This is a genomic window from Streptomyces sp. NBC_00038 (assembly GCF_026343635.1).
Lineage (GTDB): Bacteria > Actinomycetota > Actinomycetes > Streptomycetales > Streptomycetaceae > Streptomyces.
In genome coordinates this window covers 3,836,058-3,861,232 of the sequence record NZ_JAPELQ010000001.1, presented here as the reverse complement: position 1 = coordinate 3,861,232, position 25,175 = coordinate 3,836,058, and the positions used below count along the sequence as shown (strand labels likewise).

The following is a 25,175-nucleotide window of genomic DNA, read 5'->3' as shown; positions in this document are numbered from 1 at the left end:
GGGGAGAGGGGCAGGGCTTGACTCACCGGGTCAGCTCCCCGTCGGGCGTACGAGCGCGGCGGCCGTGCGCAGCAGGATGCAGATGTCCTGCCACAGCGACCAGTTGTCGATGTAGGCGTTGTCGAACCGGCAGCGGTCCTCGATCGAGGTGTCGCCGCGCAGCCCGTGGATCTGGGCCAGTCCCGTGATGCCGGTCCGCATGCGGTGGCGGGCCGCGTAGCCGGGGTACGTCTGGCTGAACTTGCCGACGAAGTACGGGCGTTCGGGGCGCGGCCCGACCAGGCTCATGTCACCCCAGAAGACGTTCCACAGCTGGAGCAGCTCGTCCAGCGAGCTCCGCCGCAGGAAGTGGCAGAACCGGCTCATCTCCCGCTCGTTCGCCACACTCCAGCGGGTCGCGGCCTCGTGCGCGTCGACCGGGCGGTGGGTGCGGAACTTCAGCAGCGTGAAGGGGCGCCCGTCCTTGCCGATGCGCTCCTGCCGGAACACCACGCCGGGCCCGTCGCTGAGCCGCAGCACGACCGCGCACATCAGCAGCAGCGGGCTGACCAGCAGCAGCAGCGTTCCGGAGACGGCGACATCGAGGAGCCGCTTGCCGATGCTGCCATGGCGTCTCGGGGTGGACAGCTCCTGGCAGGCGAACCCCGCGAGCTGCCCGCGCTGCCCGCTGTCGTACGACGGCGAGTCCGCGTCGACCTCCCAGACCGCGCAGCCCGCCTCGGCCAACGCCCGCAGCAGCGGCCCGCGTTCACCGCCGGACTTCACTACCAGCACGGCCCGCACACTGTTCTGGATGAGGGCCCGCTGCACTTCCTCGCCCGTGGTGAGGACCGGCAGCCCGTCACCCCCGGCCGGCTGGTCGGCGACGACGCCCACCGGCCGTACTCCGCACGCCGGATGACGAAGGAAGGCCGCGGCGACACGCTGCGCCGTCACGGCGGGGCCGATCACCAGGGCGGCGCTGGGGCGCAGCACGAGGGCCCGGCGCCGCCGCCAGTGCAGGGTGCCCCGGCCCGCGCAGCTCGCCGCCGACTGGAGGACGCAGCCCACGGCCAGGGTCCGGGCGGACAGCGCGCCGGCCGGGGAGAGCGCGGCGAGCAGGGCCGCCGGTACGCACCAGGTCACCGCGATCCGCGCGCAGACCGCGGGCAGTTCGTCCAGTACGGCGGGCACCGGCTCGGCGCGGTACAGCGACGCGTGCGCGTTCAGCCAGACCACGCCGAGCACCAGTGCGACGACGAGGAGCGGCTGCCGCTGGGTCTGTGTGAGCGCAAGGCCGGCCAGCAGCGCCGCACCGCCGTCCACGGCGAGCAGCGGCAGCCGCGAGGACCGCCGGACGGAGGGCCGCTGTCCGGCCGGCAGTCTGAAGCCGTCGGCGGCCCCACGTGGAGGGATGACCGAGACGGGCGAGGATCCGTACTCCCGGGGCTGTCCGCCGGGGGAGGGAACGGTGCTTTCCGCAGTCACGAGTGGATGGACTCCCTGCACTCGGTGTGTTCCCCGTTCACGGCCTGCCCGCCGAGCCCCGGAGTGAGCAGCTCGCGGTAGACGTCCGCGACCGCGTCGGCCGTGCGGCGCACGTCGTGCGTGGTCAGTACGTGGCGGCGGCCCTGGTGGCCGAGGGACTCGCGCAGCAGCGGATCGGACAGCAGTTCGGAGATCGCGTGGGCGAGTGGGCCGGCCGCCTGCGACGGCACCAGGCAGCGTGATCGGAGCGCGGGCGGCAGGCTCTCGCGGGCGCCGTCCACATCCGTCAGCACGACCGGACGTCCACAGGCCATGGCCTCCAGGGGAGCCAGCGCCATGCCCTCCCAACGGGACGGCAGCACCACCAGATCTGCGGCCTGGTACCAGGGCACGGCGTCGTCGGCGGCACCGGCGAACAACACCCCGGCGGGCGCCCCGGCGCGCAGCCGCTCCGTGTCCGGCCCGTCCCCGACCAGCACGAGCCGGGCCGCCGGCACCCGCCGGACCACCTCGCGCCAGGCCTCAAGGAGGACGTCCTGCCCCTTCTGCCTGCACAACCGCCCCACGCAGACCACCAGGGGGCTCACCGGCCCGACCCCCGCTTCGGCGAGCAGCGGGATCCCGGCCCGTACGGTGTCCACGGCCGCGGGGTGGAAGCGCGCCGGATCGACCCCGTTGGGGATCACCCGCCAGGGGGCGTGCACTCCGGCGCGTACGCCGGTAGTGCGCTCAGCTTCGCTGACACACACCACCCGGGAAGCCCAACGCGCCCCCCACCGCTCCCACTTCAGTACGAGCCCAGCGGTGACCCCGCCGACGGCCTCGAACGACCAGGCGTGCGGCTGGAAAACGGTCGGCACCCGCCCGCGTACGGCGAGCCGGGCGGCGAGCCCTGCCTTGGCGCTGTGCGCGTGCACCACATCGGGCCGCACGTCCGCGATCACCCGCCCGAGCCGCCGCACCTCCTGAGGCAGCGAAGGCCCCGGCGCACGCGTCGCCTGCCAGTCGCGTACGTCACCGCCGAGAGCCCGGAGCGTCCCTGCGAGGCCGCTGCCGTCCGGGCAGGCGACGGTGACGTGCGTTCCGGTGGAGAGCTGCGCCCGCACCAGGTCCGTCACCACCCGGGCGACTCCGCCGTCGACCGGCTGGGTGATGTGAAGGACCCGCGGCGGAGGGTCGGTTGACAGTTGCATGCGCGGTTCCTCGCTCAAGGGTGGCGCGCGGTCGCGCGCGTCACTGCTTCGCGTCGACGGCGGTGAACAGTGCCCCGACCCACGCCGCGTCCCGCTGCGAAACGAGCCGGAAGGTCAACTGGTCACCCCCGCGCCGGATCCCCTTACCAAGTTCGAGGACGTCCGAGTCGTAGCCGAGCGTGTTCGGGTACGCGGGCACCCGCTTCATCGCGGCCGACGCCGGCTCGCTGATTGTCGAATTCAGCACGTCGTCACGGGGGTTCGCCCCGTCGCCCAGCGCCGTCGGCCCACCGCGCCCGGTCGACACGGTCAGCGAGTCGCCCCGGTTCCCGCGGTCGCCGTTGTACGCGACGAGCCCCGCACGCCCGCCGGCCCCCTCGGGGAACCGCAGCCCGCGCAGCCGGATCACCTGGTCCTCGCGCGGGCCGAGCGAGTCGAAGCCGTCCCACATCGCCAGATGCCGCAGCGGCTCCGACTCCTTCTCGTACGCCACCATCAGCGTCCAGCCGCCCCAGGCACCGGCGGCGGAACGGCCCATCGCCACATTGACCTGCGCCACCGTGTACAGCCCCGAACCACTCGCCCGCACCAGCTTCGTGACGTCCGCCGAAGCCTGGAAGGCATCGGCTCCGCGCGCCACCCGGTGCCCGACCACGGAGTCCGCGAGCACCGCCTTGTACTCGCCGTCGGGCTCCGCGAACAGCACCCGCCCGTTGTCCTTAGGCGGCTTCTGCTCACCGACCCGGAGGTTGCCGCCCCAGTACAGCCGCGCGTACGTGACGCGCGCGCCCTCAGGCAGACGGACCTCGCCGAGACTGGAGTTGTACGTGTTCGGGTCCTTGTCGACATCGACGTAGAACATGTCGAAGTCGCTGTTCACGGCCGCTCCGCCCGCGCGTGCGGCGGAGCAGGACGGCGCCGCCGCCCGGGTGACCGTCGTACGGCAGCTGATGGAGGAGTTGGCCGCCCGGACGATTCCGCCGTGCTGCAGCGCGCGGTACCGCTGGGTGAAGTCGACGCTCTCCGCCTCGGCGGCGGACGGCGCGGCCGTCGCGGGGCAGCCCGGCGCCAGCAGAGTGGCGAGGACAGAGCAGCCGACCATCGCACGGCGCAGCAGAAGACCGGGGGAAATACGCATGACCGGCGGTGCCCTTTCGGGGGAAAAGGTTCTGGACCAGCGGACGTCCGGAGGGTTCGGAGTGCTCCGGATCGACGGAAATCTGCAGATCACATATGTGCGCGTTGACTCCCCGTCCGTTTCCGACCGTCTGTTTCCGACGTCTGGTGAGGCCTGCTACCAAGCGGCCTCGGGAGGAGCGCAACACTAGCCGCTATCCGTATTTATCGGTGAAAGCTGACAAGTGTGTCGGAATGGTGAAGCCCGGCCGTTTACGAGATCACCCTTTCGGAGGCACAACCCGCGCGGGCGCTGCGCGTTGATTCCAGAGCCGGGCATCCCCGCCCGGATGTTGTGTCGACTCCAAGGAGCACTTCTCCATGTCGCGTATCGCGAAGGGCCTGGCCCTGACCTCCGTTGCCGCCGCCGCCGTGGCGGGCACCGCCGGCATCGCCGCCGCCGACAGCGACGCACACGGCGCGGCCGCCCACTCCCCGGGCGTCCTGTCGGGCAACGTCCTGCAGGCCCCGATCCACATCCCGGTCAACGTCTGCGGGAACACGGTCAACGTCATCGGTCTGCTGAACCCCGCGTTCGGCAACACCTGCATCAACGACTGACGTCGGCGCGGCCCCTTCTGCCGGCCGTCCTCCCCAACGGGAGGGCGGCCGGTTCGCGTTGCCCCGAATGGGGGGAAGCGGGTCCTCGCTCCCGGTAAGGCTCCTCACCAGGGAGGACGTCGGTGGCAGGGACTCAGGGTCGCTACGCGGAGCATGTGATCGGTTGCAGACGGCGATGACCGCTTCCACGGTGAGTACAAGGTCGAAGTACGAACGAACCACCGAAGGGAACCATCCATGCGTGCTCTGCCCGCACGGCGCATAGCGTCCTCCGCACTCTGCGCCACGCTTCTGCTCGGGATCGCCGCACCGGCCGCCATCGCGGCGGACAGCGACTCGGCGCGTGGCCACACCGCTGCGGCGGCACCCGTCCCCGGCGCGGACGCGCTCCTGGCGCAGGTCCAGTCCCTGGCCGACATCGGCACCGTGCTCACCCCGGTCACCGATCTGCTCAACGCCGCGCTCAAGGCCGACAACGGCCAGCTCTCCGCCGACCAGGCGGCCACGCTCGGCCAGGCCGTGAAGGACGCGATCGCCAAGCTCACCGCGGTGGCCCCGGTGACGCCGCCGGTGTCGGTCCCTGAGGTGCCGGCCGTGCCCGCGACGCCGACAGTGCCGGCCGTGCCCGCGGTCCCGGCTGTTCCCGCGGTTCCTGCCGTCCCGGCCGTGCCCACGCTCCCGAAGGACGCCGAGGCTGACGACGACAAGGCTCCCGGTGCGAGCCGTTCGCGTGCCGCGGCTCCCGCGGACCTGAAGGCCGACGCGCTCGCCGCGCTGCAGAAAGCGGTCGACACACTGCTCGCGGCGGTCACCTCCGGCGATCCCGCCGGAGTGGTCCCCGCCGCGACGGCTGTGGTGACGGGTCTCGTCAACCTCGTCGTCGCCGTGGTGCTCGGCAGCGGCCTGCCCGTGCCGAACCTGCCCGGTCTGCCGAGCCTGTCCTCACTGCCGGCGGTTCCGGCTGTCCCGGCCGTTCCGGCGGTTCCCGCGGTCCCGGCCCTCCCGACGGGCGGCCTTCTGCCCTCCTGATCACGGGGAGCGGTGCCTGAGGCGAAGCAGTCGCCACCCCCGCCGTCGTGCCGACCGTCCCGGTCGGCACGACGGCTGTTTCGCGTTCGCTCTTATATGAGAATGCGACGCGCCGTTCATTCGGGTGGGGTGCAGGAAATTTCTGCACACAGGGTTTCCGTCGCGTCCGGCCATCGTTAGCCAGGGCGTATGCACATTCCGTCTGGTGACATGAGTTGCCGAACCGGTGACATGAGTTGCCGAAGAAAGGAACCCGATGAAGTCCCTGAAGGCCGCCGCTGTCGTTGCCGGGTCCATCGCCATCGCTGGTGCCGCGGCGCCCGCCTTTGCCTACGAGGCCTCCGACCTCACGCCCACCAGCCTCAACGGTGCCCTCGAGACCATCACCAGCCAGCGCTCGCTCAGCCTGAAGGACGTACAGCCCCTCCAGCACCAGTCGGACGCGCTCAACACCGAGAACGAGAGCTCACCGCTCAGCGCCGTGAGCGGCGCGACGGACGCACTCAACTCGCCCGGTGGCCCCACGGCGCTCCTCGGCGGACTTCCCCTTCAGGGCTGACCCGAGTTCAGGGCCGAGCCGAGTCAAGGCTGAATCGAGCTAATCGGTTCATTTCATCGCGTGTCTTTTCCGCAAGGCCCGCGGACACCTCCATACGCTGGAGCAAATCTCCAAGGAAAGGGCTGACGATGAACACTGCCAAGAAGGCCGCTCTGATTATCGCCTCTGCCGGAATGGCCGCGGGTGCCGCTTCGGGCAGCGCCTTCGCCGACGCCGGCGCGGAAGGCGCGGCGGTCAAGTCCCCCGGTGTCCTCTCCGGCAACGTCGTGCAGGTCCCGGTGCACGTTCCGGTGAATGTCTGCGGCAACACGGTCAACGTCATCGGTCTGCTGAACCCGGCGTTCGGGAACACCTGCGTCAACAAGTGACGTCGTACGTCGACCATCGACGTCGTACGCGCGCCGAAAGGGCCGATTCCGCATCCCGCGGAGTCGGCCCTTCGCGTTTGCCGCACGCGCGCTGCCGCGTTGCCGGCTGCGCATTGTTCGATTCCCGTCCCTCGTTCGTGTGGTCGGCCGGGCGGTTGTCGCCCGGTCGGGTGAGAAAGGGGCGGGCCCGTTCGGGTGCGTCGATAAGGTTCCGCGGTGACCTCAACCTCAAGCGAAACGCGCCCTTTCCGGGCCGCCGATCTCGGCACGCTCGCCGTCATGGCCTTCAGCGGTGACGCCCCCGACGGCGACATGCCGTATCTCCTCGCCTATTCCCTGGGCGACAGCGCGGGCGGCCCGGAGGCCACCTCGGCCGCCATCGAGCGGCTGCTGAGCGACAACGGTCTGCCCGTCGGCGACACGCTCCTGGACGGTTCGCGGTACCCGAGCCTGCCGCTCACCCTCCTCGTCGAGGCGGGCCAGGCCGTCGTCACCATGCCGTCCCTCAACGCCCAGTGCGTCGTTCCGCCCGAGTGGCTCGCCGCGGTCGGCGAACGCGGCTACGCCTACTTCCTGTTCGCCACCCGCGCCTGGCCCGACGCCGAGCCCGGCAAGCCCGTCGACCCGGAGAACCTGGCCGCCTTCGCGGGTGACGAGGAGACCCTGAACAGCGCGGCGCACGTACTGCTGCCCGCGCGCCGCCTGCGCGGCTGATGGCACGGACCGCGGGTGGCAGCCGCGCGCTCGCCCTGCTGCTGGTGCTCACGGGGGCGGCCGGTCTGCTGGCCTCCTGGATCATCACGATCGACAAGTTCAAGCTCCTAGAGAACCCGGACTTCGTGCCCGGGTGCAGCCTGAACCCGGTCGTCTCCTGCGGCAACATCATGAAGAGCGACCAGGCCTCGGCCTTCGGGTTCCCCAACCCGATGCTGGGCCTGGTGGCGTACGGCATCGTGATCTGCGTCGGCGTGAGCCTGCTCGCCGGAGCGGTCTTTCCGCGCTGGTACTGGCTGCTCTTCGACGCGGGCACGCTGTTCGGCGTCGGATTCTGCACCTGGCTGCAGTTCCAGTCGCTCTACCGCATCAATTCGCTGTGTCTGTGGTGCTGTCTGGCCTGGGTCGCCACGATCATCATGTTCTGGTACGTGACGTCGTTCAACGTACGGAATGAATTCCTGCCCGCACCAACCTGGTTGAGGGGATTCCTCGCGGAATTCACCTGGGTTCTGCCGGTGCTGCACATCGGGATCATCGGGATGCTGATCCTGACCCGATGGTGGGACTTCTGGACGAGCTGACTATTGGGCTTGTTGGGGGAATCTTGCGCTGATGAGGTTCTCAGGATCGTTACGCGGTACGGACGCTGACCCCCCGAATCCTGAAAGGGACCGTACCTGAAATGAAGCCGACCACTCGAGGAACTCTTGCCGCTGTCCTGACCGGCGTCGCGGCAGCGGTGGGTGCCGCCGCCGCGGCCCCCGCCGTCGCGGCCGAGACGGTACCCGTCCCCGTACCGCTGGACGGTGTGGAGAGGGCCCTCAACCTGCAGACGCCCAAGATCACCGGGCAGCTGCCGGTACCCATGCCGGGCAGCCCCGACGGCCCCCGGTACGTCGAGGGTCGGCTGCTCCCCGACCGGGCTCTCCCGCAGCTGCCGGTCAGTGCCGGGCTGCCCGGGGCGGACGTACGCACGCCCCTTCCGCATGTCCTCGGGGACGGCTTCGACCACCTCGGAGTCGGAGCGCCCGCGGCCGATCTCCACACGCTGACGCCCGGGCTGTCCGTGGACACCCCGCTCACCCCGCCGAACCCGGACAACTTCGGCCTGCCGGAGCCGAAGCTGCCTCAGGTCGCCGTACTCACACCGCTGCTGCAGACGGTGCCCGGGGCGAACGTGGTCATGGGGGCGGGGGCGTAACGGTCATACGGGCGAGGCCCGGGCACCCGGCCCGGGCTGCCGCCCGCACCATTCCGCGACTGATCCGGCAAGGAGAGAACCATGTTCGTCAACAGAGTGCCGAGCAGAGTGTCGAGCGCGGTGTCGGTGAGGGCGGTGGAGCCGGTCGCTCCGGCGAGTCCGGGGGAACCGGGCCGCCCGGTGGCCGCCCGGCGCGGGACCCGGCGGGACGTCGTGCGCGGCCTGCTTGCGTCGGCCGTCGCCGTCGCGCTGACCCCGGTTGTCGCGGCCTCACGGCCTCCGAACCCTCCTCGGCCCGCCGGCTCCGAGGACTCTCCGTTCAACGAGATGTACCGAGGCCGCCACCTTCTCGGTGCGAAGACCGATACGGGCGGCCGCGCCGCGGGCGGCGGCGGTGAGTGGCAGGTCACCGTGGACGGCCGGCCGCTGCACCTGATGCGCCGCGCGGACGGCACCTATCTGAGCATGGTGGACCACTACCGGTCGTATCCGACGGCGCTCGCCGCGGCCCGCGCGGCCGTCGACGAACTGGGCCCCTCGGAGCAACTGCGCGGCACGGTCGCGGAGGAGAGCGACGCGGAGGGGAGTGGTCACGCCCATGGTGTACACCCGTAAGAACGTCAGCACACTGACGCGAGCGGAGCGGCGTCGCTTCGTCGGCGCGATGCTGGAGGTCAAACGCAGGGGCGAGTACGACGAGTTCGTCCGCACGCACATCGAGTACTACGTCTCGGACGGCGACGGCGGACTGCGTACGGCCCACATGGCTCCCTCCTTCCTGCCCTGGCACCGGCGGTTCCTGCTGGACCTGGAACGGGCCCTGCGCCGCGTGGACTCCGGGGTGAGCGTGCCGTACTGGGACTGGACGCGGGACCGTACGCCGTCGTCCGCGCCGTGGACGCAGGACCTGCTCGGAGGGAACGGGCGGCGTTCCGACCGGCAGGTCATGACCGGGCCCTTCGCCTACGCGCACGGCAAGTGGCGGATCAGGGAGGCGGTGACCGACGGGGAGTTCCTCACCCGCGAGTTCGGCCGCCCGCAGGCCCCGATCGAACTGCCCACCAAGCGTGAGCTGGACTCCGCTCTGGCCGACCCCGTCTACGACACGGCGCCTTGGAACTCCACGTCCTCCAAGGGGTTCCGCAACCGGCTCGAAGGGTGGGGGTCGGGGTCCGGGGCCGCGGCCTGGCGCAACCACAACCGTGTGCACCGCTGGGTCGGCGGGCACATGCTCGGCGGCGCCTCGGTCAACGACCCCATCTTCTGGCTGCACCACGCCTTCGTGGACCTTCAGTGGTCCCGCTGGCAGAAGCGGCACCGCGGCGCGCGCTATCTGCCCGCGCGGCCGCCGGCGGCGGGCAACGAGCAGTACCGGCGGATCGTCGCGCGGCACGAGGAGATGCCTCCTTGGCGCGTGACGCCGGACGAGCTGGAGGACCACAGCCGGATCTACCGGTACGCGTGAACCTCCGCCGCTGTGCGTGAACGGCTGCCGGGTCGCTGAACGGCTCGGGTGGAACGGCGAGGCCCCCGGCAGTGATCACTGCCGGGGGCCTGCTCGTTCCGCGTCGGGTCAGCCGCCGTAGCCGCCGTGGCCCTTGTCGTGGTCGCTGGTGTTCACGCAGGTGTTGCCGAACGCCGGGTTCAGCAGACCGATGACGCTGACGGTGTTCCCGCACACGTTGACCGGCACGTGGATCGGGAGCTGGACGACGTTGCCCGACAGAACGCCGGGCGAGCCGACGGCCTCGGCCTGAGCACCGGCGTCCGCCATGGCCATACCGGCCCCGCTGAGCACCACGGCACCCGTGCCGAGAGCGACACCGGCTACCTTCGCGATGCGAGACATCACGTTCTCCTTTGACTTGGTGAGTGCGACCGCACGACCGCGACCGCACTCACCCTTCAACGCGCCCACCCACCGCTGGTCACGGCGTTTCATCGGGCGATCACTCTTCGATCGCGGTACGCGCAGGAAAATCGCTTCGGCTCGCGGTGCGCCCTCGATTAGCCTGCCGGGCATGCCAACCGACCAACTGATCGGCCTGTTCGCCGAGGAGACCCGGGCCCGCGCCTTCGCGGCCGTGGCCCTCGGTGCGGACACCTCCGCGAAAGTCATGGAGAAGGCGGGACTCTCCCCGAAGGACGCGACCGTGGCGCTGCGACGGCTCCAGGACCAGGGCGCGATCGCGGCGGGCGGCGACGGGGTACTGAGCGTCGCCTACGACCGCTTCAGGGAACTCGCCCGTTCCGCGCGGACTCCGGCCGCCGAGAACCACGGCTCCGGGGACGAGCGCACCGAGGCGGTCCTGCGGACCTTCGTACGCGACGGGCGCCTGGTGCGGCTGCCGGCCCAGTGGCAGCGCAAGCTGGTTGTCCTCCGGCACATCGCCGAACGGACCTTCGAGCCGGGCGTCGAGTACCCGGAGCGGACCGTCAACGAGAAGCTGCGCGCCTGGTGCGAGGACGCGCCGGTCGACCATGTGACGCTGCGGCGGTATCTGGTGGACCTTCAACATCTGCGGCGGCAGTACGGGTTCTACTGGCGGCCCGCGGGGGTGTGAGGCGGCGGGGTTCGCCGTACGCCGACTCGGGTGTCGCTCAGCCGAGTCGGCGTACCGGTGAGCCGGCCAGGAACGCCTGGATGTCCTCGACCGCGCCGCTGTAGTACGCCTCGTAGTTGGCCCGCGACACATAGCCGAGGTGCGGGGTGGCCAGCAGGCGCGGGGCCGAGCGCATCGGATGGTCGGCGGGGAGCGGCTCGACGTCGAACACGTCGACGCCCGCTCCGGCGAACCGGCCCTCGTGCAGGGCGGTGAGCAGCGCGTCCTGGTCGACGATCGCCGCGCGCGAGGTGTTGACGAGGTAGGCCGTCGGCTTGAGCAGGGCCAGCTCGGCGGCGCCGATGAGGCCGCGGGTGCGGTCGCCGAGCGCCAGATGGACGGAGACGAAGTCGCTGCTCGCGAGCAACTCCTCCTTGGAGGCGGCCAGTTCCACCCCGACCTCGTCGGCGCGTTCCTTGGTGAGGTGCCGGCTCCATGCGCCGACCCGCATGCCGAACGCGAGGCCCACCTGCGCCACCCGGCTGCCGATCTTCCCGAGCCCGAGCAGACCGAGCCTGCGGCCGTGCAGATCGGCGCCGACGGTGCTCTGCCAGGGGCCGCCCGCCCGCAGCGCCTCGTTCTCCGTGACGAGGCCCCGGGCGAGGCCGAGCAGGAGCGCCCAGGTCAGCTCGACCGGAGGAGTCGAGGCGCTCGGGGTGCCGCACACGGTGACGCCCTGTGCCTCGGCGGCCGCGTAGTCGATCACCGTGTTGCGCATCCCGGAGGCGATCAGCAGCTTCAGGCGGGGCAGCCGGGCCAGCAGCGACGCGGGGAACGGCACCCGCTCCCGCAGGGTGACGACGATGTCGAAGTCCGCCAGCGCTGCGGCCAGCGCGTCCTCGTCGGCGAAGTGCCGGGCGAAACCCACGACTTCCACGTCGTCCGCGACGGGCGACCAGTCGGCGACCTCGGTCGCGACGCCCTGATAGTCGTCCAGCACGGCACACCGAAGTCGCATGTCAGGTCCCTTCCAGGCTCGACCGGACCCTACCCGAGCGACGGAAGGGCGCCGGGGCGGGGCCCCGGGAACCTGCTCCTCCGGAAGCCGCGACGGCCGCTCGGTCCCCATGGCAGTCTGGGCACCCATGAGTGCGACCTTGGCGGTACGGAGCCTGCGCGCGGCGGTGTTCGCCGTGCTGTGTGTGCTGCTGGCCGCCGGGGGACACGCGCTGGCGACGGGAGAGGCGCCGCCGTTGTGGGCGGACGGTGCCGGGGTCCTCGCCCTCTTCGCGGCCGGCAGCCTGCTGAGCGGCCGGGAGCGGTCGCTCGTCGGGATCGGCGGCGGGATGCTCGCCGCGCAGGCCGGACTGCACGTCGGGTTCGCGGCGACCCGGCCGCGTATGGCGATGAACATGCACGGCGCGCACATGACGCACCCGCATGCGATGACGTCCCACGCCACCGCCGCACACGTGGCGGCAGCTCTCCTCGCGACCTGGTGGCTGCGGCGCGGCGAGGCCGCGCTGTGGTCCCTGCTGCGCCGGGCCGCGACGCTCGTGCCGGGGCTCGCGGCGTGGTGGCGGGTGCGGACCGGACCGTCCCACACCCAGGCGCGCTGGAACGCCGTATGCCGGAACGCGGCCGAGCCGCGGCCACTTCGGCAGGTGCTGCTGCGGCACGCCGTCTCCCGCCGGGGACCGCCCGCAGGGCTCGTGTACACGCCCTGACCCCACCCCCACCAGTACGGAGCTTCCCTGATGTCCCCGATACGCACCACCCTGCGCCGGGCCGGCCTCGTCGCCGGCCTCGCCACGGCCGGAGTCCTGGCGGCCGCGGGCGCGGCCTTCGCCCATGTGACGGTTCACCCCGAGAGCTACGCCAAGGGCGCCACGGACGGCGTTCTGACCTTCCGTGTCCCCAACGAGGAGGACACCGCCAGCACCACGAAGGTGCAGGTCTACCTGCCCACCGACCATCCGGTCCTGGGCGTTCTGGTCACCCCGGAGGCGGGCTGGACCGCGCAGGTGACGACGACCAAGCTGAAGACCCCGGTCAAGACGGACGACGGCACGATCACCGAAGCCGTCTCCGAGATCACCTGGACCGGCGGCAGGATCCGCCACGGCGAGTACCAGGACTTCAACGTCGCCTTCGGCCAACTGCCGGACGACGCGGACCAGTTGACCTTCAAGACACTGCAGACCTACTCGGACGGCAGTGTCGTCCGCTGGATCGAGGAGGCGGAGCAGGGCGGGGAGGAGCCGGAGAACCCGGCGCCGGTGCTGACGCTCACGGCCAAGACAGCGGCCGACTCCGAAGAGGCCGCGTCGTCGGACTCGGACTCGGGCTCGGACTCAGGCTCGGCTCCCGCCGCCGAGAGCTCGACCGCGAGCAGTGATTCGACTGCTCGCGGCCTGGGGATCGCCGGTCTGGTCGTGGGTGTCCTCGGTCTGGCCGCGGCCGGCTTCGCCCTGGTGCGAGCCCGCAGTGCCCGCTCCTAGTCCGCTTCCAGTTCCCACCTGGTCCGCTCCTGGTCCGTGAGCGGCTGCCGCCCCGCCGGTCTCAACTCCCCTCGGCGGGGCGGACCGCCCATCGCTGTTCCACCTTGGCCAGCCGCCAGTACGCCACGGCCGCGGCCCAGACGGCCACGAACAGGCCGACGATGATGTACCCGACGTTGCCCAGGTCGAGCCCCGCGATCCAGCCGGTGACCGAGTCGGTCAGGTCGAGCTTCTCGTGCAGGACGCTCACCAGCTCGATGGTGCCGATGAAGAAGGCCACCGCGATGGACAGGCCGGTGATGGTGAGGTTGTAGAACACCTTGCGCACCGGGTTGGAGAAGGCCCACTGGTAGGCGAAGTTCATGAACGTGCCGTCCAGCGTGTCGAACAGGCTCATCCCCGCCGCGAACAGCAGCGGCAGGCACAGGATCGCGTACCAGGGCAGGCCGGCCGCCGCGCCGCTGCCCGCCATCACCATCAGCGTGACCTCGGTGGCGGTGTCGAAGCCGAGGCCGAACAGGAAGCCCAGCGGGTACATCTGCCCCGGCCGCGTGATGGACTTGGTGAAGCGGCCGAGGATCCGGTTCATGAACCCCCGGGAATCCAGGTGCTGTTCGAGCTTGGCCTCGTCGTACGTACCGGCCCGCATCGCCCTGAAGACCCGCAGGATGCCGACGAGCGCGACGAGGTTGAGGGCGGCGATCAGGTAGAGGAACGACCCGGAGACCGTGGTGCCCATCACCCCGAGCACCTGGTGCGTACTCGAGCCCTCGTTCATGATCCGCCCGGCCAACTGGGTGCCTCCGGCGATCAGTGCGGCGAGCAGCACCACCACGCTGGAGTGCCCCAGCGCGAACCAGAAGCCCACCGACACCGGCCGTTTCCCGTCGGCCATCAGCTTTCGGGTGGTGTTGTCGATCGCGGCGATGTGGTCGGCGTCGAAGGCATGCCGCATGCCCAGGGTGTACGCCGTGATGCCCAGGCCGATGCCGAAGGCCTTGGAGCCGACCTCGTAGTGCTCCGGCACCACGAGCAGGAACAGGATGCCGAACGCGACGACATGCAGCGCCGCGATCACTGCCAGAAGTACGGCCGTGCGCACGGTGTCCTCGCGTCGCCAGCGGAATCCGGCGGCGGGTGGGGACGACTGCGTGGGCAGGGTCATGGGGTCACGCTCCAGCACCTCGTGGATCACTTCGTGAGATGCCGTGGCCGGTCTCCTGGCTGACGGGGGTCCGCACCGTCCCGCCTTCCCGGCCGCCGGGAGGCGACCAGTGGCCGAAGTGGGACGGGGCGCCTCAAGCCGTCCGGTCCGTACACGAGTACGCCGCGTACGGACCTGGTCCGAGGCCCGATCACAGTGGCGAGGGCCGCTCCGGCCTGGGCCTCTTCGAGGACGAAGAGGCCGTCACCGGTCTTCCCGAACACCACGGCCCACCAACCGTAGGGGTGGCCGGTCTCCCCTGCAAAGCTGCACAGGTGCGCAGGTATTGAAGATCACATAGCGGTGCCTGCGAGGATGACCCTCATGCACCTCGTCCCCGCCGAGCGAGCCGATCGCCGGACCATCGACGGCCACCGGGTCTGCGACGCCGTCGCCGCCATCGGTGAACCAGGGCATGTACGCGCCTGGGCCGACCGCTTCTCCCTCCTCGCGGACCCGCGTCGCCTCGCCCTGCTTCTTGCCCTGCACCGAGCCGGCCCCCTCGCCGTCTCCGACCTCGCCGTCGCGACCGGCATGAACGACCCCGCGGTGTCCCAGGCCCTGCGTCTGCTCCGTACCGCTGGGGTGGTCGAGGGTGACAAGGATGGGCGGGTCGTGCGCTACCGGGTGACCGACGGCCCGACCGCCGAACTCCTGGAGCACTGCGCGTCCGACGAGGGTTGAGGGGTTCTTGGGCTTTGGGGTCGTAGGGCTGTGGGGCCTTGGGGGGCGCCGTCTTTCCTGGAAAGGGTGCGGCCCCGGGCGCCTGGGGGGCAGGCCGGGGCCGCGGGCTCAGGAAGTCACCGTGCTGCGGTCACTCACTGTTGAGTTGCCAAGGTGCTGTGTCGCTCAGTGCTGCTCCGGTGCGTTCTTCTTGTTGACGAAGACCAGCGCGGCGCCGCCGATCACGACGAGGGCGATCGCCACGCCCCCGATGATCGGGGTGGCGCTGGAGCTGCCGGTCTCGGCGAGGTCGGTGCCGTCGCTGAAGGTTTCCACCGACGTGGCGGGGCTGGGCTCACCGGCCGTCTGGGTCGTGACGTCGCTCGTGCTGCCCTGCGTCTCGCAGTCGAGCATGCCGGTGAACCGCTTCTCGAAGCCGTTCGCGCCGGTGGCCGTGAAGTCGTACGCCTGGTCCTCCTGGAGCGTCACCGTCACCATCCGGGACTCGCCTGCCGGGATGGTGTGCTCGATCCCCGCCAGCTCGAAGGTGAACGCCTCGTCGCCCGCGTTGGCAGCCGTGATGTCGACGCCGCCCCTGGCGCAGTTCTTCTCGGCGGACAGCGCGGGTATCGCGCCTTCCGCGGCCCAGGTGGCGGTCGCCGTCGCGGAGACCGTCGACTCGCTGGAGCCGGCGAGTATCTGGGTCTGGCTGCGGGTCTCCGAGGCGAAGGCCCGGCCGACGGGCACGGTCGTCGACGCCTGCACGGTCAGCGCGGCCGAACCGTCCGGGCTGTCCTCGGGCACGTCGAAGTAGATCTGGCTGCCGTCGGCCGCGGAGGTGACCTCCTTGCCGTCCGCGTCCACGATCTTCACCCCGCTGGTGGCCGCGTCCGCGGGCGGTATCACCGTCACGCTCTCCGCGTTGGTGTGCACCGTGACCGGGCCGAGCTTCTCGGCGGCGTGGCCGGAGACCGCGGGCCGGTCGAGGGTCAGTGAGGCCGCGGGCTCCGCCAGGTTCTGCGCGCTCTTCTCCAGGTAGTCCGCGAGCTTCTCCGCCTGCGGGTCCACCGCGTCCACGTCGGCGCCGTCCGAGTACCGCCAGATGGCCACCTGGGTGCCGGCCGCCGCGTCCTGCTCGGTGAGACCGGCCGCTCCGGCCTTCTCGGCCAGTGCCACGAGGTTGTTGACCTGCGGATAGGAGTTCTGCAGGATCCAGCGGATCTTGCCCGCGTCCGCGTTGCCGTTCAGCGAGGTGCCGCTCCAGGAGGTCTCCTGGTACTTGGCGTCCTTCTGTGTCGGGTTGTGGAGGTCGACGCAGTAGGTCTGCAGAGTGCCGCCGTTGTCGACGGACATCTCGAACAGGCCCGCGGACACCTGCTGGTCCTCGCCGGTCTCGTCGTGAATCACGGCGGTTCCGTAGGTCTTCAGGCCGCCTATGGTGGCGGTCGCGCCACCCTGGTTCTGCGGCGTCTCGTCGGCGACGGCCGTACCGGCGGCGGCCATCGCCCCCGCGGCGACGAGCCCCGACACCAACGCCGCGGCGGCGAGGCGCGCGGCCCCTCGCCTGCGCGCGGACAACGCAGAGAACGAAGAAAGCACAGAATTCCCTTCGAGCAGGACCCGTTGACTTCGAGCAGGACCCGTTGACATGGGGGGACGGTCCAGCCAGCAGAATCAGAAGCCCCGTGATCCATGAGCTATGTCCGGCATCCTAAGGACGCGGCGCACCACGCTCCCCAGTCATGTCATCCGATAACCGATCCGACTCGGAATCGTTATCGCTCAACACGCCTGTGAGCTGCGCTTATCGACAAATCCACGAAGGTTGCCCGGAAGGTACTTGTCGATAAGCCGCAGTTCGGTCAGGTCGCTTCCGACTCCGACATCACGTCACTCCGGCCGGCTCGGGCTGAGTCTGTGGCTCCGTTTCCCAACTGGGCTCCGGCTGAGGGCTCGGAGTCGATGCGGTGTCCCCCTTGGAGGCACGTCGGAACGCCGACGTGCCCCGCGAGAGGTCGTGGCCGATCGCCACCGCGTCGATGTCCGCCGACGTCCAGCTCTGGCCGTCGCGCTGCTCGGTGCGCACCTTCAACCTGCCCTGCACCATGACGGGATCGCCCACCGACACCGATGCCCCCACGTTCGTGGCGAGCGCTCGATTGGCCCACACCGTGAAGAAGTTGGTGTGTCCGTCCGTCCACGCGCTCTTCTCGCGGTCCCAGTACCGCGCCGTCACCGCCAGCCGGAACCTCGCCGACGCCCCGTTGGCCAGCTCCCGGTACACCGGTGGCGTCGCCACGTTGCCCACCGCGCACACCATCGTCTCGTTCATCCCGAACCCCTCTCCGTACGAATGCGTCCGTGGCGCCTCTCGCGCCTCTCGCGCCTCTCGCGGCGACCGCATGCGCTGCGATCGCCGCGAGTTCAGACTGCCTTCGCCGGGCCGGGCCCGCTGAGCGCTGTGTGCCACCGGCCGGTTGTGGACAATCGCGTCACCCGACGGGGTGGTACCGGTTCAGCGTTTCAGCGGGTGCCGCTTCCGCGGGTGTCGGTTCAGCGGGTCTGGGTTCAGTGGGTCTCGGTTCAGCCGACGGAGGCAGACGTCGCCCCCGTGACCCGTACGTACTGCTCCCGAACCTCCCGGTACCGCAGCAGTTCCGCCGCCACCGGATCGAGTACGCGTGCCCTTCCGCACCCGGCGGCGGCCTCCCGCAGCCGCCGTTCCGCTTCGAGCCCGTAGCGTCTGGCGGGCCCGCGCGCCGCCAGCCTGCTGCTCCACTCCACGGCCGGACCGCCGATGATGCCCGCCACCATCAGCAGCACAGGCACCCCGAGATTCGGTGACGTGACGCCGATGATCTGCCCCAGCAACCAGAGCCCGCCGATGACTTGGAGGACGGTCATCGAAGCCTGGGCGAACACGGCGACCGGCCACCAGCCCGGCCGAGGCGGCCGGCCCACCGGCGTGGTGGCGCGCGCCGCCATCTCGTCCAGCGCCTCGGGCAGCCCCTGAGCCCCGCGTGCGGCGGCCTCGCGCACCGCCTGCGCCCAGGGCGCGGGGAGCCCGTATGCTGCCCGGTCCGCCACCGTACGTACGGCCTGCTCGACGCGCTGGCGTGCCGTGGCCTCCTCGTCCGCGGGGGCACGGACGGGCAGACGCCCGGTCGGTGGTTCGCGCCGGTCCTCGTACCAGCGCCACAGCCGCAGCCAGGGCGTACCGCAGGCACGGTTGGCGTTGCGGCGCCACGCGCGCTCGGCCGCGTCGCCCGCCGCGACCGCGCCCACCGCGTCCGCGAGCCGGGCCGCGAACTCGTCGCGCGCCTCCTCGCTGAGGCCGGTCCGCCGCCCGGTCGCGTACACGGGCCGCAGTCGCGCCGCGGCGGCGTCCACGTCGGCGGAGATCCGGCGGGCGGCGGCGCCCCGCTCGGCCACGAACTGGCCGAGAGATTCGCGCAGTTCACCGACGCCGTCTCCGGTGAGCGCCGAGAGCGCGAGCACGGTCGCGCCCGGTTCGCCGTACTCGCCGAGCGCGATCCCGTCCTCGTCGAGGAGCCGCCGCAGATCGTCGAGGACCTGGTCGGCGGCCTCGCCGGGCAGCCGGTCCACCTGGTTGAGGACTACGAACATGACCTCCGCGTGCCCCGCCATCGGCCGCAGATAGCGCTCATGGATGATCGCGTCCGCGTACTTCTCCGGGTCCACGACCCAGATGACCGCGTCGACGAGCGCCAGGATGCGGTCCACGTGTTCGCGGTGCTGGACCGCCGCGGAGTCGTGGTCGGGCAGGTCCACCAGGACGAGACCGCGCAGTTGTGCCTCCGCCTCCGCGCTCTGCAACGGGCGTCTGCGCAGCCGCCCGGGGATGCCGAGCCGGTCGATCAGCGTCGCCGCGCCGTCGCTCCAACTGCAGGCGATGGGTGCCGCGGTGGTGGGCCTGCGTACACCGGTCTCCGAAATGGCCACACCGGCAAGCGCGTTGAAGAGCTGCGACTTGCCGCTCCCGGTGGCCCCGGCGATGGCGACGACGGTGTGCTGCCCGGAGAGCCTGCGCCGCGCCGCCGCCTCGTCGAGGACCTGGCCCGCCTCGGCGAGCGTCCTGCTGTCGAGCCGGGTGCGGGACAGTCCCACCAACTCTCGCAGCGCGTCGAGACGTGAGCGCAGCGCTCCGTCGTACGCGAGAGGGGCGGGCGGGGCCTGTACGGCCGGTTTGGTCTCCACCGGGGCCGCCTGGGCGATGCCCGTCTCGGACACGCGCCGCGCGATGAGCCCGTCGTCCCAGGCGGGGCCGCCCTCCGCGGGTGCGGACGGGTCGTCGTCCTTCACGCGTGCGTGCTCTGCTTCCTGAGGCTCCACGCGCGCGTGGACGCCTTCTGACGGGGTGTTCTTGGGAAGCCCCTTTTCGGGGGGCTCGCTGTCGTCGGTGCTCTTCTCGGCCTTGTCCTGGTCCTTGTCCCGGTCCTTGGCCTCGTCTTCGGCGTCGTCCTCGGAATGTGCGTCCCCGGAGAGGTCGTTCTCGGATGTGCCCTCTTCGGGAGAGGTGTTTTCGAGGTGGTCCTCCCCGGGCTGGTCTGGGCGGTCGGCTTGATCCGTGTGGTCAGTGACGGCAGTCACCGCGGTCACCTCTCCTTCTGCAGTACGGACAGCGCGGCGATGAGTTCGGCCTGGGGTTCTGGATGTACGTCGAGTGCGTCGAGCGGGGCGAGTCGGCGTTCGCGTTCGGTGTGCAGGGCCTTGTCGAGGTAGTCGGCGAGCAGGCGTCCGCCACGGTCGCGCAGCCGCAGGGCACTGTGCGCCCCGATCCGCTCCGCGAGCCCCTCGCCCGCGGCCCGCGCCCTGCGGCCGCCGAGGAGCGCGGTGGCGACCAGTGCGGCGACCACCTCCGCGTCCTGCGCGACGCTCCTGTCGAGGTCGCGCACCTCCTCCTCGGCGTACTCCTCGAGGACGCGCCGCCAACGTCGTACGGCCATCCCGATCCTGTGCTCGGCGCTCTCCAGCGTCGGATCACGGTCGGTCAGCCCCGGGGCGCCCGCGGCCGGTTCGCGCCGCCATGCCTCGTCCACGCGCTCGTCGGCGGCTGTCACGGAGCACAGCAGCAGCGCGCTCAGGCTCTCGACCAGCGCGTCGAGCAGCTCACCCGCGGTGCAGTCGAGCGGATAGGCGCGCCACCGCTTGAGCGCGTCCCCGGAGAGCACGGCCCCGGCCTGCAAACGCCCCTTCACGCGCGCGTGCTCGCTGTCGTAGGCCCCGTCGACGGCCGCGGTGAGCCGAAGCGCGGCCGCGTACTGCGCGGCGGCCGCACTGGCCAGTTCGGGCATCCGCGCCTTCAGCGAGTCGAGGACCCCGTAGGCGGTACGGGCCATCGCGTCGTGCCGGGCTCCCGGGTCCTCCACCTGGTGTGTGAGCCACGTACGCAGCGGGGCGACGGCGGTGGCGGGCAACAGGCCGCCTCCCCATGCCGATTCGGGCAGCTCGGGCACGGTGAAGCGGGGCACCTCGCCGAGTCCGGCCTTGGCGAGCAGGGCGCCGTACTGCCGCGAGACCTCGGACACCACCTGGTGGGGCACCCGGTCGAGCACGGTGACCAGGGTCGCCTTGTGCTCCTTCGCCGTACGCAGCAGGTGCCACGGCACGGCGTCGGCGTACCTGGCGGCAGTGGTGACCATGACCCAGATGTCGGCCGAGCAGATCAGTTCGGCGGCGAGTACGCGATTGTCGGCGACCAGGGAGTCGATGTCGGGGGCGTCGAGGAGGGCGAGGCCGCGGGGGAGGGTGTCCGCGGTCTCGATCCGCAGCACCCGTTCCCCGCGTTCGGTGAGCGCGGGCAGGTCGTCGCCGGGCTCCTGATGGGGCACCCACACGCGCGTGAGGTCGGGCAGTACCCGCATCCCGCTGAACCAGTGATGGTCCTCCGGGTGGCACACCAGCACCGGCGTGCGGGTCGTCGGCCGCAGCACGCCCGCCTCGCTGACCCGGCGCCCCACAAGGGAGTTGACCAGCGTCGACTTCCCGGCGCCGGTCGAACCTCCGATGACGGCGAGAAGGGGTGCTTCGGGTTCTCTCAACCGGGGCACCAAATAGTCGTCGAGCTGTGCGAGTAGTTCGTCGCGGTTGGCACGCGCGCGTGGAGCCCCCGCCAGGGGCAGCGGGAAGCGTGCGGCGGCGACACGGTCGCGCAGGGCGGAGAGTGCGTCGAGCAGCTGAGGCCGTACGTCCAAGGTCACCACATGCGAAGAATGCCCAATTTTGGAGTCTTTCTGAAGCATATGGGTATGTCTGCGCGCCGACAGGACACACGGGACGGAAGGGATGACCGGGGCGCAGGCATAACGAGTGCACAACACCCGATGCGTGAGACGCCAAAAGCGGTGCACGATTCGTACCCGCCTGCGATTATCAGGACCGCTTCACCGAACCTCCACATCGAGCCACGGAGGCGAAGCGAGCGGGTCAGGGATTCGGGAGCCCTATCCTTGTCCCGGCAAGGTCAGGGATCAGCCCACACCCGGGCACCAGGACACAGGCCACCACACCCGGCCCCCGTAGCTCAGTGGATAGAGCAGGCGCCTTCTAAGCGCTTGGCCGCAGGTTCGAGTCCTGCCGGGGGCGCAAGTCTCCGCCCTCCCTTCGGGAGGGCTTTTTGGTGGTTGGGGTGGGGGCGTCGTGCTTGCGGCGCGTGAGGTCGGCGGCGGCTTCCGGCCACTGGGGGTGGGCGAAGGTGAAGCCTGCTTCGAGTAGGCGGCCGGGGGTGACTCGGCGGCTTTTCAGCAGGAGTTCGGTGTCCGAGCGCAGGGCGAACGCGCCCAGTTCCGCCATCCACTTGGTTGCGGGCAGGCCCACGGGGATGCCCCACGCGGTGCGCAGGGCGCGCATGAACGTGCGCTGCGGGAGTGGGGTGGGGGCGGCGAGGTTCACCGGGCCGGCCAGGTCGTCCCGGGCGGCCAGGAATTCGACGGCGCGGACGAAATCGTGGTCGTGGATCCAGGACACGTACTGGGCGCCGCCCGCGACCGGGCCGCCGAGGCCGAGTCGCGCCAGCCGCAGCAGGACGTCGAAGGCGCCGCCGCGGTCGGGGCTCATGACCATGGCTGAGCGCAGGGCGACCTTGCGGGTGTGCGGGGTTTCGGCTTGTTCTTGCGTACGTTCCCAGGCTTTGGCGATCTCGACGCTGTAGGCCCAGTAGTCCGGGACGCCGGGTTCGGTGCCGCCGATCAGGCCGGTCGCCTCGTCGTTGGGTGCGTCGAACCGGTGGGCGTAGACGGTGGCGGTGCTCATCTGCAGCCAGAGCCGGGGAGGTTGCCCGGCGGCCGCGATGGCCTCACCGACGACCCGGGTGGAGAGCACGCGCGAATCCATCATCGCCCGCAGGTTGGCCTGCGTGTAGCGGCAGCTGACGCTGCGTCCGGCGAGGTTGATGACGAGGTCGCTGCCGTCGATCTCCTCGGCCCAGGGGCCCAGGGTCTCGCCGTCCCAGCGGATTTCGTGGTCGCGCGTCGGGTGTCTGGTCAGGACCACGACCTCATGGCCCGCGGCGGTCAGCGCGCGGTTCAGGATCGTTCCCACCTGCCCGGTACCTCCGGGTATGACTACCTTCATCGGGCTCCCCTTTGGCGTGTGGCGGCCTGAAAGGCCCCTGGGGATGAGCTTAGCCCAGATAATTGAACATGTTCAAAAGTGTGGCGAACGCAAGAGTGGGCCACGCGCAGAGGCTCGGCCGGGAGAACCCGGCCGAGCCTCTGCGCGAACAGGGTCAGACCTTGGCCGGTGTCCGCGTCTCCTCGACGGGTCCGCCCTCGGAGATGCCCAGCCGCTCGTGCACCGCGCGCAGCGGCTTCGGCGCGTACCAGGCCGCAGGGCCAAGGAGTCGCATGGCCGCCGGGACCAGGACCCCGCGTACGGCCACCGCGTCGATCAGGATCGCCAGGCCGCTGCCGAGCCCGAACATCTGGATGAAGCTGACATTGGCCGTGCCGAAGGCGAAGAAGCTCACCGCGAGCAGGCCGGCTGCCATGGTCACGATGCGGCCGGTGTGCGAGAGCCCGCTGGTGACGGCGGTCTCCGTGTCGGCGCCCGCGTCGTGCAGCTCCTTGATCCGGCTGGTCACGAACACCTCGTAGTCCATGGACAGCCCGAAGGCGATGCAGAACATCAGCACGGTCATCGAGGTGTCCATCGGCTGCGGCGTGAAGCCGAGCAGGGAGGACAGATGGCCGTCCTGGAAGATCCACACCATGACGCCGATCGCCGCGGTGAGGCTGATGCCGTTGAGGACCAGCGCCCTCAGGGGCTGGACCACGCTGCCCGTGAAGAGGAAGAGGATCACGAACGTGGTGCCCGCCACGAGGCCGATGGCGAACGGGAGCCGGTCGGCGATCGAGTCCTTGGCGTCGATGAGCCGCGCGTCGTTGCCGCCGACCAGTGCCTCGGTCCCGGCGGGCGGGTCGAGCGCCCGGATGTCCTTGACCAGGGTCTGCCCCTCGTCCGAGTGGGCAGCGAGGTCGCTGACCACGGTGATCCGCTGGGCGTCGGGCCGGCCGAGTGCGGCGGCCGCCGGGCCGGGCGGGGTGGACCGGCCGTCGCTGAAGGTGCCGGCGGAGGTCTCCACGCGGGCCGCGCCGTCGAGCCGCGACAGGTCGGTCGCGTACGCGCTCAGCTCGGCCGGGGCCACGGGACCGGTCGTGACGATCTGCACCGCCGACTCGTCGCTGCCGGTGAAGTCGTTCTGCACCGCCGTCGCGACCTGCCGGCTCTGCGCGCTCTCCGGCAGCACCCGCTCGTCCGGCGTGCCGAAGACGACGCCGAGCAGCGGACTCGCGGCGAGCAGCAGGATCGCGAGGACCGGCAGCGCGGTCAGGGCGGGCCTGCGCATGACCGTGCGGGCCAGCCGGCCCCAGAGCGGTGCCTCGGCGCTGCGCACGGTCTTCGCCCAGGGCAGCCGGCCGTTGTTGACCCGGTGGCCGAGCACGGCGAGCAGTGCCGGTACGACCAGCAGGGCGCTGACGGCCGCGATGACCACGACGCCGATGCCCGCGTAGGCGAACGAGCGCAGGAAGTACTGCGGGAAGACCAGCAGGGCGGAGAGCGCGATGGCGACGGTCGCCGCGGCGAAGGTGATGGTCCGGCCGGCCGTTCGTACCGTCTGCCGGAGTGCGTCGGGGACCTCGGCGCCCTCCGCGAGGTGCTCGCGGAACCGGCTGATCATGAGCAGCGCGTAGTCGATGCCCAGGCCCAGGCCGAGGGCGGTGGTCAGGTTGATGGAGAACACCGACACGTCGGTGAGGCTGCCGAGGACGTAGAGCTCGGCGAAGGTGCCGACGATCGCGATCAGCCCGATGACCAGCGGAATCAGCGCCGCGACGACGCTGCCGAAGGCGATTACGAGCAGGATGAGGATCAGTGGCACGGCGATCGCCTCGGCCACCGCGAGGTCCTTGGCGACCTGGCTGGGAATCTCGTTGCCGACCGCGGCCGCTCCGCCCGCCTGCACGGTCAGCCCGTCGCGGTCGCCGGTGTACTCGTCGATGATCGCCGAGGCGTTGTCGGCCTGCTCGGTCTCGTCGCCCTTGATGTGGGCCAGTACCAGCGCCTCGTTCCCGTCCCGGGAGGTCAGCGAGGAGGCGCCGGTGTCCCAGTACGAGATCACGTTCGCCACGGTCGGCTCGCCCTTGAGGTCCGAGGTGAGGGCGGAGCCGGCGCGCTCGGCGGCGCCGGAGCCGATGTCGCCGCCGTCGGCCTTGACCAGCAGGACCAGGTTGCTCTCCCCTCCGAACTTCTCGTCGATGAGCTGCTGAGCGCGCGTCGAGGGCGCGCTCGGATCCTCGAAGCCGCCGCCCAGGAGCTTGCCGAACGCCCCGACGCCGATGGCGGCCATGGCGACCACGGCCACCGCGGTGAGTATCAGTACGAGCCGCCCCCTGCGGAGGGCAAGCTCCGAAATCCGGTCGTACATGGTCTTCACCTCTTGATGTTTACGCTATTAACATTGACGATGGCACA

25 protein-coding genes, 1 tRNA gene and 1 riboswitch are annotated in these 25,175 nt (G+C 70.9%); of the genes, 14 read left to right on the top strand and 12 right to left on the bottom strand.

The features are described 5' to 3' along the window. Nucleotides 1–30: 30 nt before the first annotated feature. From OG219_RS17535 to OG219_RS17525, 3 genes are read right to left on the bottom strand one after another with little or no spacing between them, the layout of a single operon-like run. On the bottom strand, nt 31–1,467 hold the full coding sequence (locus OG219_RS17535; RefSeq protein ID WP_266827629.1) for an exopolysaccharide biosynthesis polyprenyl glycosylphosphotransferase: 1,437 nt from the start codon (nt 1,465–1,467) through the stop codon (nt 31–33). Next, nucleotides 1,464–2,660, bottom strand: coding sequence for a glycosyltransferase family 4 protein (locus tag OG219_RS17530; RefSeq protein WP_266827627.1), 1,197 nt, complete (start codon nt 2,658–2,660; stop codon nt 1,464–1,466). Before OG219_RS17530 ends, OG219_RS17535 begins: the two co-directional genes overlap by 4 nt. Nucleotides 2,661–2,700: 40 nt before the next feature. Next, a complete protein-coding gene (locus OG219_RS17525) occupies nt 2,701–3,798 on the bottom strand; it encodes a DUF3344 domain-containing protein (RefSeq protein WP_266827625.1) in 1,098 nt (365 codons plus the stop codon). A gap of 359 nt (nt 3,799–4,157) precedes the next feature. Between OG219_RS17525 and chpG the strand changes: the two genes are divergently transcribed. The 9 genes from chpG (at nt 4,158) to OG219_RS17480 (ending at nt 9,736) form a co-directional block, all read left to right on the top strand. Beyond that, a complete protein-coding gene (gene chpG / locus OG219_RS17520) occupies nt 4,158–4,397 on the top strand; it encodes a chaplin ChpG (protein ID WP_266827623.1) in 240 nt (79 codons plus the stop codon). A gap of 237 nt (nt 4,398–4,634) precedes the next feature. Continuing rightward, nucleotides 4,635–5,426, top strand: coding sequence for a hypothetical protein (locus tag OG219_RS17515; protein WP_266827621.1), 792 nt, complete (start codon nt 4,635–4,637; stop codon nt 5,424–5,426). Nucleotides 5,427–5,682: 256 nt separating this feature from the next. Continuing rightward, on the top strand, nt 5,683–5,985 hold the full coding sequence (locus OG219_RS17510; protein WP_266827619.1) for a hypothetical protein: 303 nt from the start codon (nt 5,683–5,685) through the stop codon (nt 5,983–5,985). A gap of 173 nt (nt 5,986–6,158) precedes the next feature. Then, on the top strand, nt 6,159–6,353 hold the full coding sequence (locus OG219_RS17505; protein ID WP_266464243.1) for a chaplin: 195 nt from the start codon (nt 6,159–6,161) through the stop codon (nt 6,351–6,353). 216 nt (nt 6,354–6,569) lie between these two features. Continuing rightward, a complete protein-coding gene (locus OG219_RS17500; RefSeq protein ID WP_266827617.1) occupies nt 6,570–7,067 on the top strand; it encodes a DUF5949 family protein in 498 nt (165 codons plus the stop codon). After that, complete coding sequence (locus tag OG219_RS17495; RefSeq protein ID WP_266827615.1) at nt 7,067–7,651, top strand: vitamin K epoxide reductase family protein; 585 nt, start codon at nt 7,067–7,069, stop codon at nt 7,649–7,651. The genes OG219_RS17500 and OG219_RS17495 overlap by 1 nt, the downstream gene beginning before the upstream one ends. A 101-nt stretch (nt 7,652–7,752) precedes the next feature. Next, on the top strand, nt 7,753–8,271 hold the full coding sequence (locus tag OG219_RS17490) for a hypothetical protein (protein WP_266827613.1): 519 nt from the start codon (nt 7,753–7,755) through the stop codon (nt 8,269–8,271). An 81-nt stretch (nt 8,272–8,352) separates the two neighbouring features. Then, nucleotides 8,353–8,886, top strand: a complete 534-nt coding sequence (locus OG219_RS17485) for a tyrosinase family oxidase copper chaperone (RefSeq protein WP_266827611.1) — start codon at nt 8,353–8,355, stop codon at nt 8,884–8,886. Further along, nucleotides 8,870–9,736, top strand: a complete 867-nt coding sequence (locus OG219_RS17480) for a tyrosinase family protein (RefSeq protein ID WP_266827609.1) — start codon at nt 8,870–8,872, stop codon at nt 9,734–9,736. The genes OG219_RS17485 and OG219_RS17480 overlap by 17 nt, the downstream gene beginning before the upstream one ends. 108 nt (nt 9,737–9,844) lie before the next feature. Here OG219_RS17480 and OG219_RS17475 read toward each other — a convergent pair whose 3' ends face one another. Further along, complete coding sequence (locus tag OG219_RS17475) at nt 9,845–10,120, bottom strand: chaplin (protein ID WP_266827607.1); 276 nt, start codon at nt 10,118–10,120, stop codon at nt 9,845–9,847. 172 nt (nt 10,121–10,292) lie between these two features. On the opposite strand from OG219_RS17475, the gene OG219_RS17470 reads away from it, so the two are divergent. Beyond that, on the top strand, nt 10,293–10,835 hold the full coding sequence (locus tag OG219_RS17470) for a DUF2087 domain-containing protein (RefSeq protein ID WP_266827606.1): 543 nt from the start codon (nt 10,293–10,295) through the stop codon (nt 10,833–10,835). A gap of 37 nt (nt 10,836–10,872) precedes the next feature. Here the strand turns inward: OG219_RS17470 and OG219_RS17465 are convergent, their stop codons facing one another. Next, entirely contained in the window at nt 10,873–11,832 is a 960-nt protein-coding gene (locus OG219_RS17465; protein WP_266827604.1) for a D-2-hydroxyacid dehydrogenase family protein, read from the bottom strand. A 127-nt stretch (nt 11,833–11,959) separates the two neighbouring features. On the opposite strand from OG219_RS17465, the gene OG219_RS17460 reads away from it, so the two are divergent. Together OG219_RS17460 and OG219_RS17455 are read left to right on the top strand one after the other, a co-directional pair. Further along, the gene (locus OG219_RS17460; RefSeq protein WP_266827602.1) at nt 11,960–12,541 is read left to right on the top strand and encodes a hypothetical protein; all 582 of its coding nucleotides are present in this window, start codon (nt 11,960–11,962) and stop codon (nt 12,539–12,541) included. A 30-nt stretch (nt 12,542–12,571) separates the two neighbouring features. Then, the gene (locus OG219_RS17455; protein WP_266827600.1) at nt 12,572–13,315 is read left to right on the top strand and encodes a YcnI family protein; all 744 of its coding nucleotides are present in this window, start codon (nt 12,572–12,574) and stop codon (nt 13,313–13,315) included. Between the two features lie 61 nt (nt 13,316–13,376). Here the strand turns inward: OG219_RS17455 and OG219_RS17450 are convergent, their stop codons facing one another. Next, nucleotides 13,377–14,480, bottom strand: coding sequence for a HoxN/HupN/NixA family nickel/cobalt transporter (locus OG219_RS17450; RefSeq protein ID WP_266827598.1), 1,104 nt, complete (start codon nt 14,478–14,480; stop codon nt 13,377–13,379). A gap of 27 nt (nt 14,481–14,507) precedes the next feature. After that, nucleotides 14,508–14,762, bottom strand: a riboswitch (cobalamin riboswitch). Nucleotides 14,763–14,843: 81 nt separating this feature from the next. Here OG219_RS17450 and OG219_RS17445 point away from each other — a divergent pair. Then, complete coding sequence (locus tag OG219_RS17445) at nt 14,844–15,203, top strand: helix-turn-helix domain-containing protein (protein WP_266827596.1); 360 nt, start codon at nt 14,844–14,846, stop codon at nt 15,201–15,203. 165 nt (nt 15,204–15,368) lie between these two features. Here the strand turns inward: OG219_RS17445 and OG219_RS17440 are convergent, their stop codons facing one another. The 4 genes from OG219_RS17440 to OG219_RS17425 all read right to left on the bottom strand — a co-directional run bounded on the left by OG219_RS17440 (nt 15,369) and on the right by OG219_RS17425 (nt 21,406). Next, nucleotides 15,369–16,781 carry a TQXA domain-containing protein gene (locus tag OG219_RS17440; RefSeq protein ID WP_266827594.1) on the bottom strand — a complete coding sequence of 471 codons (1,413 nt, stop codon included), beginning with the start codon at nt 16,779–16,781 and terminating at the stop codon, nt 15,369–15,371. A gap of 286 nt (nt 16,782–17,067) precedes the next feature. Further along, nucleotides 17,068–17,514 (bottom strand): single-stranded DNA-binding protein, encoded by a 447-nt coding sequence (locus tag OG219_RS17435; protein ID WP_266827592.1) that lies wholly within the window; start codon nt 17,512–17,514, stop codon nt 17,068–17,070. A 251-nt stretch (nt 17,515–17,765) separates the two neighbouring features. Continuing rightward, nucleotides 17,766–19,793, bottom strand: coding sequence for a YfjP family GTPase (locus tag OG219_RS17430; protein ID WP_266827590.1), 2,028 nt, complete (start codon nt 19,791–19,793; stop codon nt 17,766–17,768). Between the two features lie 5 nt (nt 19,794–19,798). Continuing rightward, on the bottom strand, nt 19,799–21,406 hold the full coding sequence (locus OG219_RS17425; RefSeq protein WP_266827588.1) for a dynamin family protein: 1,608 nt from the start codon (nt 21,404–21,406) through the stop codon (nt 19,799–19,801). A 309-nt stretch (nt 21,407–21,715) separates the two neighbouring features. Between OG219_RS17425 and OG219_RS17420 the strand changes: the two genes are divergently transcribed. Continuing rightward, nucleotides 21,716–21,788: transfer RNA gene (locus OG219_RS17420), tRNA-Arg, on the top strand. Here the strand turns inward: OG219_RS17420 and OG219_RS17415 are convergent. Together OG219_RS17415 and OG219_RS17410 are read right to left on the bottom strand one after the other, a co-directional pair. Beyond that, a complete protein-coding gene (locus OG219_RS17415; RefSeq protein WP_266836125.1) occupies nt 21,750–22,775 on the bottom strand; it encodes a TIGR01777 family oxidoreductase in 1,026 nt (341 codons plus the stop codon). The genes OG219_RS17420 and OG219_RS17415 overlap by 39 nt on opposite strands. 154 nt (nt 22,776–22,929) lie before the next feature. Continuing rightward, complete coding sequence (locus tag OG219_RS17410) at nt 22,930–25,128, bottom strand: MMPL family transporter (RefSeq protein WP_266827586.1); 2,199 nt, start codon at nt 25,126–25,128, stop codon at nt 22,930–22,932. Between the last annotated feature and the right edge of the window lie 47 nt (nt 25,129–25,175).

What these genes read in the sequence shown, in the direction of transcription:
- OG219_RS17530 (WP_266827627.1), bottom strand. Translation starts at nt 2,660, where the DNA reads ATGCAACTGTCAACCGACCCTCCGCCGCGGGTCCTTCACATCACCCAG.
- OG219_RS17525 (WP_266827625.1), bottom strand. Translation starts at nt 3,798, where the DNA reads ATGCGTATTTCCCCCGGTCTTCTGCTGCGCCGTGCGATGGTCGGCTGC.
- chpG (WP_266827623.1), top strand. Translation starts at nt 4,158, where the DNA reads ATGTCGCGTATCGCGAAGGGCCTGGCCCTGACCTCCGTTGCCGCCGCC.
- OG219_RS17515 (WP_266827621.1), top strand. Translation starts at nt 4,635, where the DNA reads ATGCGTGCTCTGCCCGCACGGCGCATAGCGTCCTCCGCACTCTGCGCC.
- OG219_RS17510 (WP_266827619.1), top strand. Translation starts at nt 5,683, where the DNA reads ATGAAGTCCCTGAAGGCCGCCGCTGTCGTTGCCGGGTCCATCGCCATC.
- OG219_RS17505 (WP_266464243.1), top strand. Translation starts at nt 6,159, where the DNA reads ATGGCCGCGGGTGCCGCTTCGGGCAGCGCCTTCGCCGACGCCGGCGCG.
- OG219_RS17495 (WP_266827615.1), top strand. Translation starts at nt 7,067, where the DNA reads ATGGCACGGACCGCGGGTGGCAGCCGCGCGCTCGCCCTGCTGCTGGTG.
- OG219_RS17490 (WP_266827613.1), top strand. Translation starts at nt 7,753, where the DNA reads ATGAAGCCGACCACTCGAGGAACTCTTGCCGCTGTCCTGACCGGCGTC.
- OG219_RS17485 (WP_266827611.1), top strand. Translation starts at nt 8,353, where the DNA reads ATGTTCGTCAACAGAGTGCCGAGCAGAGTGTCGAGCGCGGTGTCGGTG.
- OG219_RS17480 (WP_266827609.1), top strand. Translation starts at nt 8,870, where the DNA reads ATGGTGTACACCCGTAAGAACGTCAGCACACTGACGCGAGCGGAGCGG.
- OG219_RS17475 (WP_266827607.1), bottom strand. Translation starts at nt 10,120, where the DNA reads ATGTCTCGCATCGCGAAGGTAGCCGGTGTCGCTCTCGGCACGGGTGCC.
- OG219_RS17470 (WP_266827606.1), top strand. Translation starts at nt 10,293, where the DNA reads ATGCCAACCGACCAACTGATCGGCCTGTTCGCCGAGGAGACCCGGGCC.
- OG219_RS17465 (WP_266827604.1), bottom strand. Translation starts at nt 11,832, where the DNA reads ATGCGACTTCGGTGTGCCGTGCTGGACGACTATCAGGGCGTCGCGACC.
- OG219_RS17460 (WP_266827602.1), top strand. Translation starts at nt 11,960, where the DNA reads ATGAGTGCGACCTTGGCGGTACGGAGCCTGCGCGCGGCGGTGTTCGCC.
- OG219_RS17455 (WP_266827600.1), top strand. Translation starts at nt 12,572, where the DNA reads ATGTCCCCGATACGCACCACCCTGCGCCGGGCCGGCCTCGTCGCCGGC.
- OG219_RS17450 (WP_266827598.1), bottom strand. Translation starts at nt 14,480, where the DNA reads ATGACCCTGCCCACGCAGTCGTCCCCACCCGCCGCCGGATTCCGCTGG.
- OG219_RS17445 (WP_266827596.1), top strand. Translation starts at nt 14,844, where the DNA reads ATGCACCTCGTCCCCGCCGAGCGAGCCGATCGCCGGACCATCGACGGC.
- OG219_RS17435 (WP_266827592.1), bottom strand. Translation starts at nt 17,514, where the DNA reads ATGAACGAGACGATGGTGTGCGCGGTGGGCAACGTGGCGACGCCACCG.
- OG219_RS17415 (WP_266836125.1), bottom strand. Translation starts at nt 22,775, where the DNA reads ATGAAGGTAGTCATACCCGGAGGTACCGGGCAGGTGGGAACGATCCTG.
- OG219_RS17410 (WP_266827586.1), bottom strand. Translation starts at nt 25,128, where the DNA reads ATGTACGACCGGATTTCGGAGCTTGCCCTCCGCAGGGGGCGGCTCGTA.